Annotated in this window: 11 protein-coding genes; 7 read left to right on the top strand and 4 right to left on the bottom strand. The window is 70.5% G+C overall.

What is annotated here, in order from left to right:
* Positions 1-40 precede the first annotated feature (40 nt).
* Positions 41-1,441, bottom strand: coding sequence for a right-handed parallel beta-helix repeat-containing protein (locus H0524_RS08880; protein WP_180198210.1), 1,401 nt, complete (start codon positions 1,439-1,441; stop codon positions 41-43).
* Positions 1,442-2,178: 737 nt separating this feature from the next.
* Entirely contained in the window at positions 2,179-4,026 is a 1,848-nt protein-coding gene (ilvD, locus tag H0524_RS08875; RefSeq protein WP_180198209.1) for a dihydroxy-acid dehydratase, read from the bottom strand.
* A 144-nt stretch (positions 4,027-4,170) separates the two neighbouring features.
* On the opposite strand from ilvD, the gene H0524_RS08870 reads away from it, so the two are divergent.
* From H0524_RS08870 to serA, 5 genes are all read left to right on the top strand, one after another.
* The gene (locus H0524_RS08870) at positions 4,171-6,450 is read left to right on the top strand and encodes a bifunctional diguanylate cyclase/phosphodiesterase (protein WP_180198448.1); all 2,280 of its coding nucleotides are present in this window, start codon (positions 4,171-4,173) and stop codon (positions 6,448-6,450) included.
* 390 nt (positions 6,451-6,840) lie between these two features.
* On the top strand, positions 6,841-8,724 hold the full coding sequence (locus H0524_RS08865; RefSeq protein ID WP_180198208.1) for an acetolactate synthase large subunit: 1,884 nt from the start codon (positions 6,841-6,843) through the stop codon (positions 8,722-8,724).
* 61 nt (positions 8,725-8,785) lie between these two features.
* Positions 8,786-9,301: an acetolactate synthase small subunit gene (gene ilvN, locus H0524_RS08860; protein ID WP_018218878.1), complete on the top strand. Its 516-nt coding sequence runs from the start codon at positions 8,786-8,788 to the stop codon at positions 9,299-9,301.
* A 59-nt stretch (positions 9,302-9,360) separates the two neighbouring features.
* A complete protein-coding gene (gene ilvC / locus H0524_RS08855; protein WP_180198207.1) occupies positions 9,361-10,374 on the top strand; it encodes a ketol-acid reductoisomerase in 1,014 nt (337 codons plus the stop codon).
* A 349-nt stretch (positions 10,375-10,723) separates the two neighbouring features.
* Complete coding sequence (gene serA, locus H0524_RS08850; RefSeq protein WP_180198206.1) at positions 10,724-12,319, top strand: phosphoglycerate dehydrogenase; 1,596 nt, start codon at positions 10,724-10,726, stop codon at positions 12,317-12,319.
* A gap of 95 nt (positions 12,320-12,414) precedes the next feature.
* On the opposite strand, the gene H0524_RS08845 is transcribed toward serA, so the two are convergent.
* On the bottom strand, positions 12,415-12,753 hold the full coding sequence (locus H0524_RS08845) for a hypothetical protein (RefSeq protein ID WP_309225062.1): 339 nt from the start codon (positions 12,751-12,753) through the stop codon (positions 12,415-12,417).
* Positions 12,754-13,099: 346 nt separating this feature from the next.
* The gene (locus tag H0524_RS08840) at positions 13,100-13,954 is read right to left on the bottom strand and encodes an FAD:protein FMN transferase (protein ID WP_180198204.1); all 855 of its coding nucleotides are present in this window, start codon (positions 13,952-13,954) and stop codon (positions 13,100-13,102) included.
* Positions 13,955-14,180: 226 nt separating this feature from the next.
* Between H0524_RS08840 and H0524_RS08835 the strand changes: the two genes are divergently transcribed.
* Together H0524_RS08835 and H0524_RS08830 are read left to right on the top strand one after the other, a co-directional pair.
* On the top strand, positions 14,181-15,212 hold the full coding sequence (locus H0524_RS08835; RefSeq protein WP_180198203.1) for a 3-isopropylmalate dehydrogenase: 1,032 nt from the start codon (positions 14,181-14,183) through the stop codon (positions 15,210-15,212).
* Positions 15,213-15,505: 293 nt separating this feature from the next.
* The gene (locus H0524_RS08830; RefSeq protein ID WP_180198202.1) at positions 15,506-16,603 is read left to right on the top strand and encodes a branched-chain amino acid aminotransferase; all 1,098 of its coding nucleotides are present in this window, start codon (positions 15,506-15,508) and stop codon (positions 16,601-16,603) included.
* Positions 16,604-16,609: the final 6 nt, after the last annotated feature.

Below are 16,609 nucleotides of genomic sequence, written 5' to 3'. Positions count from 1 at the left end.
CCGCAGAGGCGGCGGGTCGGAGCCCCGCGTGGGTGCCGGTTCAGGCTGGGCAGTCGGGAACGTCGCCGACGCAGTTGTTGGGCCGGTTCTTGATGACGATGGTGCCGGTGGCGGTGTTCAGGTCAACCGTCCCACCGTCGTTGACGATGCCGCCGCCGTCGACCGTGGCGATGTTCTTCACCACCTGCGTGTTGAACAGCGTCACCATGCCCCCGGCGTTGTAGATGCCGCCGCCCTCCTCGGCCTGGTTGCCGATGACCTTCGTGTTGCGCATCACCAGCACGCTGAAGTTGTACACGCCGCCGCCGAAGCTCGAGAGGGAGGTGTTGTCCTGGATGAGGCCCTCCTCGACCACAGCGGTGGAGTCGGGGCCGACGAACAGGCCGCCGGCAAACCCGGAGGAGGCGGTGTTGTTGGTGATTTTCACCCGCTTCAGGGTGAGCTGTCCGTCAACCTGGATCCCGGCAAAATTGCTCGAGCGGTTACCGGTGATCGTGCTGTCGACGACTGTGCCGATCCCGTCGTTGAGGATCAGCAGGCCGCCGGCTCCCCCGGAGTTGTTGTCGGCGATAAGGCTGTGCCGGATCGTCACGACGGCGGAGGAACCGATGCTGACCACACCGCCCACGGCACCTGCGGTGTTTGCCTTCACCGCTGCTTTCTCCAGAGTCACCCGCCCCCCGGAGTTGGCGATACCGCCCCCGGTGGCGATGGCGGTATTACGACTCACGGTGGTGTGTCGCACGGTGGTGACGCCGGCGCTGTAAATGCCGCCGCCGTCTCCGTTGGCGATGTTGCGGGTGATGGTGCTGTGGTTGGTGGTGAGTGCCCCGCCGGTGTTGACGAGGATTCCGCCGCCGTCGTTGTCGGTGTGTCCGCCGGTGATGGTGAGGTGGTTGAGGGTGAGGTCGCCACCGGTGTCGACGGTGAGGATTCTGAACTGTTCTACGGCGGCGGCGCGTTCGATGGTGGTGTGTTTGCCGCCGTTGAGGGTGATGGGGGTGGTGATGGCGGGGAGGCCGGCGTCGTCGAGGAGGGCGGTGAGTAGGTAGGTGCACTTGCTGGCGAGGTCGAGGGTGGCGCCGCCGCGGGCGTTGGCGAGGGTGATCGCGGCGATCAGCTTGTCCGTGTTGCAGGGGACCGGGACGCCCTTCGTTTCCTTGCCCCTACCGTCGTGGGCGCTCCCGTCCCCCTTGGCTCGCTCGTCGTGGTAGTCCCCTCCGGTGGAGGGGGTGCCCCGGTGTTTCCCAGGCCGGTCGTCGCTACTGCTGATGGCGCGTCCGACCGCATCCCCGATCGGGGTGACGGTGATGCCGGCGGTGGTGAGGGCCAGGCCGGTCACCCCGGCCAGCCCGACGGTCCACCAGCGCCGCCGTGACCTCGCCCGGTGCCCGCCCGGGCGGTCCGGTTCGGGTGTCTGGATGTGTTCCTGCTGGTTCATCGCGGTGTCGGTGTCCTTCCCCCGTGAACGACGAGGAGCCGTCCGCCCGGTAGTGCCGGCCCGGGTGGGTTCCTCGGCTACCGAGCGGGCGGTAGCGGCCACCCCGGACGCTAAACCGACAAACAGATCAAATGAACATGAACCCGAAAAAGATGCCCAAAACAGACAAAACCCTGCTGTCGTCGGCCGCTCCTGCCCGCCTCGTTCCGGGCTGGTCGACGCGGTGGGTGCCCGGCACGCGCCCGGCGCGGGCCGCCAGGGGGCTCAGGCTGTTGGGTCGAACGGAGGCATCGGGCGGGTGACGCTGGGTCTGCGGCTGCGTGCGGTGCGAAGCCATTCCAGAAAGACGGTACCGACTGGCGTCACGTAAAGTGTTCGATTAACTGCTGAGTGCTCGAATTTAAGGCTTATTAAGGTAATTCTGGGACGAGCCTGCAGCTAGATAAATGTGAATGTCGGGGAGTGGGCGGTAGAGTCAACCATCGGTGCGGCGGAGGCGAGTTCCGGCTGCTCCGCCGCGGCATTGCCGACCGGCAGACGAGGAGGACGACGTGACGATTCAGAAGGTCGTGAGACTGGTCGCTGTTGTTGTAATCGCCGTGACGGGATTCGCGAATCCAACCGATCCAGGGACTGGGCAGCAAGAAAAGACCTCCGCCACCAACGGTGAGTCGCGGGTTTAGCTCCGTTCCCGGGCTATCTCGGGGCGGTCCTCGAGGTCGCGCCCCGAATTCTGGCTACTCGGGGACGCGGCGGTAGGCGCCGTCGCTGGCGGAGGTCGCCATGACGGCATATGCGCGCAGCGCCGCCGAGACGGGGCGCTGCCGCTCCGCCGGCGTGTACGGCCGGTCTCGTTTCTCCTGCGCGACCCGGCGGGCGTCCAACACCTCGGCCGGTACGGCCAACTCGATGGCCCGGTTCGGGATGTCGATGACGATCTCGTCGCCCGATTCGACCAGGGCGATCAGCCCCCCGGCGGCCGCCTCCGGTGAGACGTGCCCAATCGACAACCCGGAGGTGCCGCCGGAGAACCGGCCGTCGGTGAGCAGCGCGCAGGCTCGCCCCAACCCTCGGCCCTTGAGGAACGAGGTGGGGTAGAGCATCTCCTGCATTCCGGGCCCACCCCGGGGGCCCTCGTAGCGGATCACCACCACGTCCCCCGCGGTGACCTCCTTGGCCAGGATGGCGGTGACCGCGTCGTCCTGGGACTCGTAGACCCGGGCCGGGCCGCGGAAGGTCAGGCACTCTTCGGGCACCCCGGCGGTCTTCACGACGCAGCCTTCCGGTGCCAGGTTGCCGTGCAGGATGGCCAGTCCCCCGTCCTCGGTGTACGCGTGCGTCCGGTCCCGGATACACCCACCGGCCGCATCGGTATCCAACGTGGACCAGCGGTTGGTGGTGGAGAACGCCTCGGTGGTGCGTACCCCGCCCGGCGCGGCGTGGAACAGCTCGATCGCCTTCGGCGTCGCGGCGCCGCCGCGCACGTCCCAGTCGGCGAGCCAGCGCTCCAGCGAGGGGGAGTGCACCGCGTGGACCTTCCGGTTGAGCAGGCCGGCCCGGTCCAGCTCACCGAGGATGGCGGGGATTCCACCCGCCCGATGGACGTCCTCCATGTGGTAGTTGGGGGAGTTCGGTGCGACCTTGGCCAGGCAGGGCACCCGCCGGGAGATGGCGTCGATGTCCAGCACCCCGAAATCCAGCTCGGCCTCGCGGGCGGCGGCGAGCAGGTGCAGGATGGTGTTCGTCGAACCACCCATCGCGACGTCGAGGGCGACCGCGTTGTCGAAGGCGGCGCGGCTGGCGACCGCGCGGGGCAGCACCGTGGCGTCGTCCCCGTCGTACCAGCGCTTGGCGATCTCGACGACGGTACGGCCGGCCTCGACGAAGAGTGACCGGCGGGCGGCGTGGGTCGCCAGTGTCGACCCGTTGCCGGGCAGGGCCAGGCCGATCGCCTCGGTGAGGCAGTTCATCGAGTTGGCGGTGAACATCCCGGAGCAGGAGCCACAGGTGGGGCAGGCCGAGCGTTCGATCTGGTCGAGCTGGTCGTCGGTGACCGCCTCGTTGGACGCGGCGATCATCGCGTCGATCAGGTCGATCTTGGAGTGCACGACCCCCTCGATCGCGACGGTCTTCCCGGCCTCCATCGGGCCGCCGGAGACGAAGACGGTCGGGATGTTCAGCCGCAGCGCGGCCAGCAGCATCCCGGGAGTGATCTTGTCGCAGTTGGAGATGCAGACCAGAGCGTCGGCGCAGTGGGCATTGACCATGTACTCCACGGCGTCAGCGATCAGCTCCCGGCTGGGCAGCGAGTAGAGCATGCCGCCGTGGCCCATCGCGATGCCGTCGTCCACGGCGATGGTGTTGAACTCCCGGCCCACCCCGCCGGAGTCGGCTACCGCTTCGGCGACCAGGCCACCGAGCTCCTTGAGGTGGACATGCCCCGGAACGAACTGGGTGAAGCTGTTGGCGATGGCGACGATCGGCTTGCCGAAGTCGTCGTCGGTCATCCCGGTGGCCCGCCACAGGGCTCGGGCGCCGGCCATCGTCCGACCGTGGGTGGAGGTCCTCGACCGCAGCTCAGGCATGCGTACCAGTCTGGCACCGTCGCGGGGGCGACCGGAGCCCGCGCCGGACGTGTCCCAACAGATGCGCATCCCGCCCCCCCATACTCCGCGTTCATCCGGCAGAGTTGGGCTGTGTTGTTACCAACAAGTCGGTTTCGCGGCGCGGTGCGGAGCGGGCTCACCCGCGAGCCGGCTGCCATTCCGGCGGCGGGCGGTGCGCGTCGGTTGTCGGCCCGCCGGCCCGCAGCGTTCCTCCTCCTCGCCGTGGCCGCTGTCATCGGGCTGGTCGCGGTCGTGGCCGGCGTGGCGGTGCTGCTGACGGCTGCCGGGCAGCCCGAGCCGGTCCCTTCGGTCGGCTGGGCGGAGGTGGTCGCCCTGGCCACCGCGACCAGCGGGCTGCTCTTTGGTGCCGGGCTGCTCCGCCTCCCCGGCATGGCCCCCACCATCGGGGTGGCCACCCGGCTGTTGCTGGACGGTGTGATCATCGCTACCGCGGTCTGGTTCGTGGGTTGGGTGCTCCTCGTTGAGCCGACCCGCCTGCTCGGATCCGCTCCGGCGGTCGGTGCGCCGATCCTGCTCGCCACCGCCAGCGCGGCGCTGATCGCGGGCCTGGCCACCGTCGTGGTGTTTCGGGTCTCGTCGCCGCGGCGCCGGCTCGCCGCGCTCGGCGCGGGTACCGCCGCGACGACCCTGGGTGGGCTCGGCGTCGCCGCCGGGCTGCTGAAGGCTGAGGCGGGGCTGGCGTTCGGTGGCGCGACGGTGGCCGTCGCCGGCCTGCTGACCGTGGCGCTGGTGCTGCATGGGTTCGATCGTCCCTGCCGGTCGGACATCGACCCGACCCGGCGCGAGGGTGAGCACGCCGTCCTGCCGATCCTGGTGATGGCGGGCGCGGCGGCGTACCACTCTCTCCAGGGTGGCAGCTTCGACCCGTGCGGCGTGGCCGCTGCCAGCGTCGAGGTCTTCGCCCTGGTCGCCCGGCAGTACCTGACCCTGCACGATGTCCGCCGGTACGCGCGCCGGCTGGTCGAGGGGGAGGCGCACTTCCGGGAGTTGGCACACACCGACGCCCTGACCGGCCTGGCGAACCGGCGGGGACTGCTGCGGGCCCTGCACCGCTGCGCGGAGCAGGGCACCCCGTGCGTCCTGCTCCTGCTCGACCTGGATGGTTTCAAGAACGTCAACGATGTGCGCGGTCACGACGCCGGGGACGCCGTCCTGGCCGAGGTGGGCCGGCGGCTACGCGCCCCCCTGGGCTCCGGCGAGTTGGCGGCCCGACTCGGTGGGGACGAGTTCGCCGTCCTGCTGCCCGGCTCGCCGGCCACCATCGACCAGCGGGGGGAGCGGCTCCTCGGGGCGGTGGCGGCGGCGTACGAACTGCCCGAGGGGCCCGTCTTCCTCTCGGCGAGCATCGGCATCGCCGGTTGGGCCCGCCACCCCGATGTCGAGCTGCTGCTGCGCCACGCCGACCTGGCCCTGCGCTACGCCAAGCAGCGCGGCAAGAACCGGATCGAGCGGTACGACGTCGCCTACGACCAGCTGTTGAGCCGGCGGGCCACGCTTGAGCACGAGCTGCGGGGGGCGATTGAACGCGACGAACTGCGCCTGGTGTTCCAACCGGTGGCGTCGTTGCCGTCGGTGCGCCCGGTCGGTGCCGAGGCGCTGCTGCGGTGGCGGCATCCGGAGCTGGGTGCGGTCCGCCCGGATGAGTTCATTCCGCTCGCCGAGGAGTGCGGCATGATCGCCAAGCTGGGGGAGTGGGTGCTGGACCAGGCCTGTCAGCAGCTCGCCCGGTGGCTCGCCGACGGGCACGACGTGTGGGTGTCGGTCAACGTCTCGCCTCGAGAGCTACACGCCCCGGCCTACGTTGGTCAGGTCGTTGACGCGCTGCGCGCACATCGGGTTCCGCCGCAGCGCCTGGTGCTGGAGGTCACCGAGCACGCCGTCGCCACCGACCTGGACGAGCTGATCCGGCGGTTGACCGCGCTGCGCCGTACCGGGGTTCGGATCGCGCTGGACGACTTCGGCGCCGGCTACTCCTCCCTCGGCCAGCTTCGGCGGCTTCCGCTCGACATCCTCAAGATCGACCACAGTCTCGTCGCCGGGCATGCGCCGGTTCGTCCGGTGGACGCTGACGGCCCGGCGTTCGCCCCGATGGTCGACATTGTCATGCGTCTGGGCCATCAGTTGGGCCTCGGGGTTATCGCCGAGGGGGTTACGACTCCGACCGAGCTGGCCGAAGTGGTCGCCGCGGGCTGCCACTTCGGTCAGGGCGCGCTCCTCGGCTGGGGGGTGCCGGCCGAGCACCTGGAGGCGATGTTGGAGGCGGCCACCTCGTCCCACGCCCCGCCGGTCGCCATGTCGGTGCCGCCCGTGCTGGCCTCCGGCCCGCCGCCGCCCCGGCGGCCGCTGCCCCGGCCCGGGCCCGGACAGCCGGTGCCGGAGTAGCCGGTGCCGGTCGGAGCAGCCTGAGCCTCAGCTGGCCGGGTCGGGCGGATCGGGCCGAAAACTGGCCGGGTCGGAGCGGGACTGGGTCGGAGCGGGGCCGGGCCGCAGCGGGGCCGGTGGCGTCGACTGTCCCGGGGTGGGGATTTCGACCGATCCGTTAACCAGCATGTGGGACCGGTTGACTCATTGCTTGAGATCCGTCATGCTGTTCCCCATGTCGTCGTATCGGTCGCTGCGAGTACTTACCTGAGCGCACTCTCCCACCGAGAGTGCGCTGGCCCCGTGCATCCCGCACGCGGGCTTTTTTGTTGCCGTCAGATCCCGTCGGGCACCCCGCCGGCGTTCCACCGCAGAACCCACCGCACCCTCCAGCCGAAGGCCTGAACCGCCATGACGAGACCCACACCCGAGACCCTCGCCAACTCCGCCCGGCGGGCCCGCGCGGCCGTCGAGCAGGCCCGCGACGCCGACCGGCCCCGCGGGACGGCCACGCCGACCGTCCCGGCGGTACGCACCCCCGTTTCCGTCCCCGCCCAGGTCTCCGGTGCCGGCTCTCTCGTGCGCTCGCTCGAAGCGCTCGGCGTCGAGGTCATCTTCGGCATCCCCGGCGGCGCGATCCTGCCGGCCTACGACCCGTTGTACGACTCCACCGTCCGGCACATCCTGGTCCGGCACGAGCAGGGCGCCGGACACGCGGCCACCGGGTACGCGCAGGCGACCGGGCGGGTCGGCGTCTGTGTCGCCACCTCCGGGCCCGGTGCGACCAACCTGGTGACGCCGATCGCCGACGCGTACATGGATTCGGTGCCGTTGGTGGCGATCACCGGCCAGGTCGCCCGGCCGTCGATCGGGACGGACGCCTTCCAGGAGGCGGACATCCAGGGCATCACGCTGCCGATCACCAAGCACAACTTCCTGGTCCAGAGCGCCGAGGAGCTGCCCCGGGTGCTCGCCGAGGCGTTCCACCTCGCCGCAACCGGCCGGCCCGGCCCGGTTCTGGTGGACATCCCCAAGGACGTCCTCCAGGCGTCAACCGTCTTCGCCTGGCCCCCGACGCTCGACCTACCCGGCTATCGGCCGACGCTGCACCCGCACGGAAAGCAGATCCGGGAGGCGGCCCGGCTGATGGCCATCGCCCGCCGGCCGGTGCTCTACGTCGGTGGCGGGGTGCTCAAGGCCAATGCGACCGATGGGCTGCGCCAGCTCGCCGAGCTGACCGGGATTCCGGTGGTCACCACTCTGATGGCGCTCGGTGCGTTCCCCGACTCACACCCGCAGCATCTGGGCATGCCCGGCATGCACGGGACGGTCGCGGCGGTCTACGGTCTGCAGAAGGCGGATCTGATCGTCGCGCTGGGGGCGAGGTTCGATGATCGGGTGACCGGCCAGCTGGCTTCGTTCGCTCCCGACGCGGCCGTGGTGCACGCCGATATCGACCCGGCCGAGATCGGCAAGAACCGGCACGCGGACGTGCCGATTGTCGGAGATGCCCGGCACGTCATCGACGAACTGGTCGGCGCGGTCACCGTCGAGCAGTCGGCCGGTCACCGGCCCGACCTCGACGACTGGTGGTCCCAGCTGCAGGAGCTGCGCGGGCGTTACCCGCTGGGGTACGAGGAGCCGGCCGACGGCACGCTCTCCCCGCAGTACGTGCTCCGCCGGCTCGGCGAGATCGTCGGCCCGGAGGCGGTGTACGTGGCGGGTGTGGGTCAACACCAGATGTGGGCTTCCCAGTTCATCTCGTACGAGAAGCCCCGCACCTGGTTGAACTCCGGCGGCCTCGGCACCATGGGGTACGCGGTGCCGGCGGCGATGGGCGCCAAGGTTGGTCGGCCGGAGACGGTGGTCTGGGGGATCGACGGCGACGGCTGCTTCCAGATGACCAGCCAGGAGCTGGCGACCTGTGCGCTGGAGGGCATCCCGGTCAAGATTGCTGTGATCAACAACGGCAATCTCGGCATGGTGCGGCAGTGGCAGGCCCTCTTCTACGGAGAGCGCTACTCCAACACCGAACTCGGTACCCACAAGCATCGCATTCCGGACTTCGTCAAGCTCGCCGAGGCGCTCGGCTGCGTCGGGCTGCGCTGTGAGACCGCGGAGGACGTCGACCAGACGATCGAGGCCGCGATGTCCATCAACGACGCCCCGGTGGTCATCGACTTCGTGGTCGGCAAGGACGCCATGGTGTGGCCGATGGTCGCCGCCGGCACCAGCAACGACGAGATCATGTTTGCCCGCGGGGTCCGGCCGGTCTTCGATGAGGACGAGGTGTAGTCATGGCCCACCACACCGGGCACCGCAGGGGTCGGGAGAACCAGACGAGGAAGGCACCATTGTGACCATGCATACGCTCTCCGTGCTCGTGGAGAACAAGCCCGGGGTCCTGGCCCGGGTGTCCGGGCTCTTCTCCCGGCGCGGCTTCAACATTGGCAGTCTGGCCGTGGGGGAGACCGAGAACCCGGATGTCTCCCGGATCACCATCGTGGTCAACGCCGACTCCTCTCCGCTGGAGCAGGTCACCAAGCAGCTCAACAAGTTGGTGAACATAATCAAGATCGTTGAGCTGGACCCGCAGGTGTCGGTGGCCCGGGAGCTGCTGCTGGTGAAGGTCCGCGCGGACCGCAGCGCCCGCGGTCAGGTGCTGGAGACGGTGAACCTGTTCCGCGCCCGGGTCGTCGACGTCGCCCCGGAAACGCTGACCGTCGAGGCGACCGGTACCCCGGACAAGCTGGCCGCCCTGCTCCGGGACCTCGAGGCCTTCGGAATCAAGGAGATGGTGCAGTCCGGCACGGTCGCCATCGGCCGTGGGTCCCGCTCCATCACCGCCGGCCCGGCGCTTCGGGCCGCCTGATCCGTACCCCACCAGATCTCCGATCGGCCGCCGGGCGCGGCCGTACGAAAGGGAAGTTCATGAGCGTTGAGGTGTTCTACGACGACGACGCCGACCTGGGTCTGATTCAGGGCCGCACGGTCGCCGTGATCGGGTACGGCAGTCAGGGCCACGCCCACGCGCTGTCGCTGCGCGACTCCGGTGTTGCGGTGGTGATCGGTCTGCCCGCCGGGTCGAAGAGCCGGCCGAAGGCGGAGGAGCAGGGGCTACGGGTGCAGACCCCGGCCGAGGCGGCGGCCGAGGCCGACATCATCATGATCCTGGCGCCGGACACGGCCCAGCGCACCCTCTACACCGAGTCGATCGCGCCGCACCTCACTGCGGGTAAGGCGCTCCTGTTCGGGCACGGATTCAACATCCGGTACGGGCTGATCACGCCGCCGGCCGAGGTGGACGTGGCGATGATCGCTCCGAAGGGCCCCGGCCACCTGGTTCGCCGGCAGTACGTCGACGGCAAGGGCGTGCCCTGTCTGGTCGCCGTTGAGCAGGACGCCAGCGGTAGCGCGTTCGGCCTGGCCCTGGCGTACGCCAAGGCCATCGGTGGCACTCGGGCCGGCGCCATCAGGACCACCTTCACCGAGGAGACCGAGACCGACCTCTTCGGCGAGCAGGCGGTGCTCTGTGGCGGTGCGGCGGCGCTGGTGCAGACCGGCTTCGAGGTGCTCACCGAGGCCGGCTACGCCCCCGAGGTGGCCTACTTCGAGTGCCTACACGAGCTGAAGCTCATCGTGGACCTCATGTACGAGGGCGGCATCGCCCGGATGCGGTACAGCATCTCGGACACGGCCGAGTACGGCGACCTCTCCCGTGGCCCCCGCGTCATCGACTCCGGGGTCAAGGAGCGGATGCGGGCGATCCTGGGCGAGATTCAATCCGGTGAGTTCGCCCGGGAGTGGGTTGCCGAGGACGAGGCCGGCCGCCCCCAATTCGCCAAGTGGCGGGCGGAGGGCGCGGCGCATCCGATCGAGGAGACCGGCGGCAAGCTGCGGGCCATGATGAGCTGGGTGGACCGCCCCATCACCGAGACCGCCTGATCCAGGAAGCTCCGGGGCGCCCTGGTGCGAGGGCTCCCCGGGGACCGCGGACGCCCGTGACCTGACGCTCTCCCTCCCCGGCGTCGGTTCCCGGGCGTCCGGCGGTTGCGCTCCGGCACCGACGACGGGTGCGCAACTGGCTGTGCCGGGCGGGTGCGTAACTGGCCGTGCCGGGCGGTTGCTGTGAGGGCACTCACCCTGATCACCGGGGCGCCGGCCCCGATCGGCCCCCTACGATCCCTGTTAGGTGCCCGTAGCCGGCACCTGACGGCCATGGCTGGATTGCGGGCGGGGCGCAGTGCCGCCCCCGCCGCCCGGCCGACCGCTATAGACGACATTTAGAGGACCAATGAATCCCGTCGTACTGATCGCCGAAGAACTCGCTCCCGCCGCCATCGAGGTGCTCGCCCACGACTTCGACGTCCGACATGTGGATGGCACCGACCGTCCGGCCCTGCTCTCGGCGCTCTCCGAGGCGGACGCGGTCATCGTCCGCAGTGCGACCCGAATCGACGCCGAGGCGATCGCCGCGGCACCACGACTCAAGGTGGTCGCCCGGGCCGGCGTCGGCCTGGACAACGTCGAGGTGCCGGCGGCCACCACCCGCGGCGTCATGGTCGTCAACGCCCCCACCTCCAACATCGTCTCCGCGGCTGAGCAGGCGGTCGCCCTCCTGCTGGCGGTCGCGCGGAACACCGCCAGCGCCAGCACGGCGCTGAAGGTGGGGGAGTGGAAGCGGTCGAAGTACACCGGGGTGGAGGTGCAGGGCAAGACCGTCGGGGTGGTCGGCCTCGGACGCATTGGTGTCCTCTTCGCACAGCGGATCGCCGCGTTCGGTACCCGGCTGATCGCCTACGACCCCTACATCCAGCCGGCGCGGGCGGCACAGCTCGGCGTCCGCCTCGTCGGCCTGGACGAGCTGCTGCGCCAGAGCGACTTCATCTCCATCCACCTGCCGAAGACGTCGGAGACGGTGGGTCTGATCGGGGAGAAGGAGCTGGCGATCGTCAAGCCCGGGGTGCGGATCGTCAACGCCGCGCGGGGAGGTCTCGTGGACGAGCAGGCCCTCGCGGACGCCATCGCCGAGGGGCGGGTCGCCGGGGCCGGCGTTGACGTGTACGCGAAGGAGCCCTGCACCTCATCGCCGCTGTTCGCCTTCGACAACGTGGTGGCGACCCCACACCTGGGCGCCTCCACGCACGAGGCGCAGGACAAGGCGGGCCTCGCCGTGGCCCGCAGTGTGAAGCTGGCGTTGCAGGGTGAGTTCGTGCCGGACGCGGTGAACGTACAGACCGGTGGCGTGGTCGCCGAGGACGTCCGGCCGCTACTGCCGCTGGCGGAGAAGCTCGGCCGGGCCTTCACCGCGGTGGCCGGCGGGATCGCCGCGAGCGTGACCGTGGACGTGCGCGGCGAGGTGGTCAGCAACGACGTCTCGGTGCTCAAGCTCGCGGCGACCAAGGGGCTGTTCAGCTCGGTGGTGGAGGAGCAGGTCACCTACGTGAACGCCCCGCACCTGGCGGCCGAGCGCGGGGTCGAGGTGTCGCTGGTCACCAGGCCCGAGACGGCCGAGGAGGCGCTGCTGGTCACCATCCGGGGTGCCCTGCCGGACGGCCGGACGGTGAGCGTCTCCGGCACCAGCGTCACCGGTGCCCGGGACGTCAACAAGCTGACCGAGGTGGACGGCTTCGACGTGGAGATCGGGGCGGAGGGCATCCTGGTCTTTCTCCGCTACGCCGACCGGCCCGGTGTGGTCGGCGCGGTCGGTACCCTGCTCGGCGAGGCCGGCGTCAATATCGCCGCGATGCAGGTGGCCCGCCGGGAGGCCGGCGGGGAGACGCTGATGACCCTCACCGTCGACCAGGCGCTCGGCGCCGATCTGCTCACCTCGGTCGCCGGTTCGGTCGGTGCGACCTCGGCCAGCGCTGCCGACCTGCGGGAGGAGTGATCGCGGGCCACGGAGGGCTCGGCCTGCCCGGCGGGCCCTTCGTGGCGTGGGTGGTCCCGGGCCCGGGCTGCGTACCGGTCTGGTCGCCGGGTCGGTCAGCCGTCGGTGCGCTGGGGCGGTGGATAGACCGAGCCGTCTTGGACGTCGAAGAGCATCAGTCGGTGTTCGCCGGCCATTCGCTCGATGTCCAGCAGCACCTGGTCCGCGCAGGTCGGATGCAGGTTCAGCTCGATGTGGTCGCTGGCGGTGTGTAGTGGTGTCGACGCCCAGGGGGTGTCCGCCAGGTCCGGTCGTTCCGGGTACGCGGCGGTGATCGCCCGATAGAATCCGACGACCCGGGGGTCAGGCTGGCGATCGGTGTGCTGGCCTGCCCGGCACCGCCGTACGGCTGTTCGTACGTCCTCGGGCGTCGCCCCGGGTGTCAGAGCCCACACGCTTAGATCGAAACTCACGGCGGACAGCGTGCCAGTTGTCGGTTGCCATGTCGAAGTCGCCCTTCCCGAACAGTCCATCCTCCGGTCAGGAGAGTCGGCAGTAGATCCTCTTGCGTGGGGTTATGTCAATTCGCTAGCGTACCGATGCGGCTACTGGTTGATTCCGTGATGTGGGCCCGTCTTCGGGTGACGAGGTTGACGTCCGGCCCTGCTGGTCCGCACCCCTCGGATGCGCGAGCCACGCGCAATCGTCGCTGACCGGCCCTCACGGTAGTTGCCGAGACCGTGGGGGCCGATCGTGACCCCCGCTCCGGCCCGGGGCGCGGATGGCGCCCCGGAGCGTCGATCAGTGGCGGTGAGCGTGCAGGACCCGATAATCCGTTCCACTGTGGAACCAGGTTAGACCGGCCGGGCCGGCGGCGTAGAGCGCGGTGGCGTAGGCGTCGGCGACGGCGAGGTCCGGACCGACGACGGTGGCGGCGATGAACTGGTCGGCGGGTTCCCCGGTGTGCGGATCCACCACGTGCCCCCGTCGCCCGGTCACGCCGGAGGTGCCGATCGCGCCGGCGGTCATCTCCAACACCAGCGGTGCCTGGCGCCGGTGGGTGGGGTGGTGTACGGCGACCCGCCACGGTCCCCCGTGCGCGGCGTGCCCACGTACGACGAGGTCGGCGCCGGTGAGCACGGCGTAGTCGTGGACGCCCCCGGCCCGCAACCGGGCCGCGGCCCGTTCTACTGCCCAGCCGCCCAGGAGTCCTCCCGGGTCGAAGCCGCCGGGCACCGCCCAGGCGTCGAACCAGCCGTCGGTCGCGGCCCGCATCGCGGTGCAGCGGTCCACCAGGTCGGTCAGCGGCGGGTACGACTCGGGGCTGACCTCCCCCCGCCGTAACCGGGAGACCAGGCTCTCCGGCCGGTTCGGTCCGTAGGCCAGGTCGATCGCGCGTAGCTCCGCGACAGCGTCGCGAAGCACCGCGCTGACGCCCCGGCGGCCCAGCCAGTCCGGTGCGTTGAACAGCAACGTGTATTCGGCGATGGTGGTGCGGACGGTGTGCGCGACGGCGATCCGTTCCCCGGTTGCCGGACCTGCTCCGCCGACCCGCCGCTGGTTGCCACCGAGGCGAAGGTCCGGACGCGGCTGCGGGCGGAGTAGCGACGAGCCGCTCCAGTGGCTGCGTGGCTGTTCGTCGATCCTCATTCTCATCCCGCCTCCCGGCCGACGGCCCGTTGCGCCGCGGTCTTGGTGTGGGCCCTGGTGGGTGGCCCGTAACCCCCGCTGCTGATCAGGATAGGCAGCGGAGATCACCGCTGAATGAATGTCACCTGGAAGCCTCCTGTACATCCGTTTTCCCGAATAGTGGAAGAGTCGTACCGAGGCTCGGGACCGGGGCGTACGGTCGGAGCCGAGCGAGCGAGGCAGAGGAGTGGACGTGGCACGGATCGCGGTGGTCGCTGGGGACGGAATCGGCCCCGAGGTGGTCGCGCAGGCCCGCAAGGTCATCGATGCGGTGCTCCCGAAGGTGCAGGCCACCGAGTACGACCTGGGCGCCGCGCGGTACCACCGCACCGGCGAGGTGCTGCCCGACTCGGTCCTCGCGGAACTGGCCGGGCATGATGCCATTCTGCTGGGTGCCGTCGGTGACCCGAGCGTCCCGCCCGGCGTGCTGGAGCGGGGCCTGCTGCTGCGGCTGCGGTTCGCCTTCGACCAGTACGTCAACCTGCGCCCCGCAAGGCTCTGGGCCGGCACGAGCAGCCCCCTCGGTGGCGTCAAGGCCGGCGAGGTCGACCTGGTGGTGGTCCGCGAAGGCACCGAAGGGCTGTACGCCGGCGCGGGCGGCGCACTGCACCGCGGTACCGCGGCCGAGGTCGCCACCGAGGAGAGCCTGAATACCCGGCACGGCGTCGAGCGGGTGATCCGAGACGCGTTCCACCGGGCGCAACGGCGGGAACAGCGCAAGGTCACCCTCGTGCACAAGACCAACGTGCTCACCCACGCCGGCTCGCTCTGGGCCCGTGCCTTCGCCGATGTCGCCGCCGAGCACCCGGACGTGACCACCGAATACCAGCATGTCGACGCCGCCGCGATGTTCCTGGTGACCCAGCCCCAGCGGTACGACGTGCTGGTCACCGACAACCTCTTCGGCGACATCCTCACCGACATCGCCGCCGCCGCCACCGGCGGAATCGGGCTCGCGGCCAGCGGCAGCATCAATCCGGAGCGCGCATACCCGTCGATGTTCGAGCCGGTGCACGGCTCCGCGCCGGACATCGCCGGTCGCGGTCTGGCTGACCCGGTGGCAGCGGTCCTCTCCGCCGCGCTCCTGCTCGACCAACTCGGTCACGCCGAGCCGGCAGCCCGGATCACCGCCGCGGTGGCGGCGGAGCTGGCCGGGCGGGTGCCGGGTGCGCCGGTCCGTACCGCGGAGGTCGGCGATCGGCTGGCAGGCTACGCGGCCGGCTGAACCGTCAGCCGGCGCCGCGGCTCGGGCCGTGAGCCGCCGCCGCGGCCCGCGTTCGGTCACGGTGGGTAGGCGGTCGACAACCCAGCCCTCGTCCCGGTCGCCACCCAGCCCTCGCCCCGGTCGGCAGCCGGGACGAGCCACCCGTACGGCGGTCCGGCGGCCCGTGTGCCAGTCGGAGCGGGCCTCCCCGGATGCCGCTACCCGCTGAACGACCGTTCGGGGTAAGTTTGCTCGCACCAGCTCGGCACGCGGGGCCGCATGCCGTCATCATCCATTCCAGGGAGGTCAGCGCGATGAGCGGTGGTGACAAGCTCGAGTTCGAGATCCGTCCGAATTCCGCGCCGGTATCCGCAGCGGACCGGGGCACGCTGCTGGCCAACCCCGGCTTCGGGCGGGTCTTCACCGACCACATGGTTACTATCCGCTACGCCGCCGGGAAGGGCTGGTACGACGCCCGGGTCGAGGCGCGGGCGCCGATCCCGATGGACCCGGCCGCCGCGGTCCTGCACTACGCCCAGGAGATCTTCGAGGGCATGAAGGCGTACCGCACCGCCAGCGGCGGCGTGACGATGTTCCGGCCGTACGCCAACGCCGCCCGGTTCGCCGCGTCCGCCCGGCGGATGGCGATGCCTCCCCTCCCCGAGCAGGCCTTCGTCGACTCGCTGCAGCGGCTGATCGAGGTGGACCGGGACTGGATTCCCGAGGGGGAGGACGGCAGCCTCTACCTGCGGCCGTTCATGTTCGCCAGCGAGGTCTTCCTCGGTGTGCGGCCCGCCAACGAATACCTATACGCGGTGATCGCGTCCCCGGTCGGTGCGTACTTCTCCGGTGGGGTGAAGCCGGTGACCGTCTGGGCCTCGCCGGACTACACCCGGGCGGCGCCCGGGGGTACCGGCGCGGCCAAGTGCGGCGGCAACTACGCCAGCTCGCTGGTGGCCCAGGCGGAGGCGATCGAGCACGGCTGCGACCAGGTCGTCTTCCTGGACGCGGTGGAGCGCCGCTTCGTTGAGGAACTGGGCGGGATGAACCTCTTCTTCGTCTACGACGACGGCACCCTGGTTACCCCGCCGCTGACTGGGACCATCCTGCCCGGCATCACCCGGGAGTCGGTGCTCACGCTCGCTGCCGCCGCCGGCCACCGGGTGGCGGAGCAGCCGATCGCCTTCGCCGACTGGCAGGCCGACGCGGCGAGCGGTCGACTGCGCGAGGTCTTCGCCTGCGGCACGGCCGCGGTGATCAATCCGGTCGGCGTGGTCCGCTCTCCCGACGGTGAGTTCCACATCGGTGGCGGCGAAACCGGCCCGGTCACCATGGCCCTGCGCCAGCAACTCGTCGACATCCAGCGGGGCAAGGCCGCGGATCCGCAGAACTGGGTCCACCACGTGCTCTGAGGTGTG

The sequence above is a fragment of the Salinispora sp. H7-4 genome, assembly GCF_013416675.1.
In the GTDB taxonomy this organism is placed as follows: Bacteria; Actinomycetota; Actinomycetes; order Mycobacteriales; family Micromonosporaceae; genus Micromonospora; species Micromonospora vitiensis.
Note: the sequence above shows the minus strand (reverse complement) of the source record. Positions and strands in the feature narration are given on the sequence as shown.

Bases quoted from the DNA above. Each gene is read 5' to 3' on its own strand.
- H0524_RS08880 (WP_180198210.1), bottom strand. From the start codon at position 1,441: ATGAACCAGCAGGAACACATCCAGACACCCGAACCGGACCGCCCGGGC.
- ilvD (WP_180198209.1), bottom strand. From the start codon at position 4,026: ATGCCTGAGCTGCGGTCGAGGACCTCCACCCACGGTCGGACGATGGCC.
- H0524_RS08865 (WP_180198208.1), top strand. From the start codon at position 6,841: ATGACGAGACCCACACCCGAGACCCTCGCCAACTCCGCCCGGCGGGCC.
- ilvC (WP_180198207.1), top strand. From the start codon at position 9,361: ATGAGCGTTGAGGTGTTCTACGACGACGACGCCGACCTGGGTCTGATT.
- serA (WP_180198206.1), top strand. From the start codon at position 10,724: ATGAATCCCGTCGTACTGATCGCCGAAGAACTCGCTCCCGCCGCCATC.
- H0524_RS08840 (WP_180198204.1), bottom strand. From the start codon at position 13,954: ATGAGAATGAGGATCGACGAACAGCCACGCAGCCACTGGAGCGGCTCG.
- H0524_RS08830 (WP_180198202.1), top strand. From the start codon at position 15,506: ATGAGCGGTGGTGACAAGCTCGAGTTCGAGATCCGTCCGAATTCCGCG.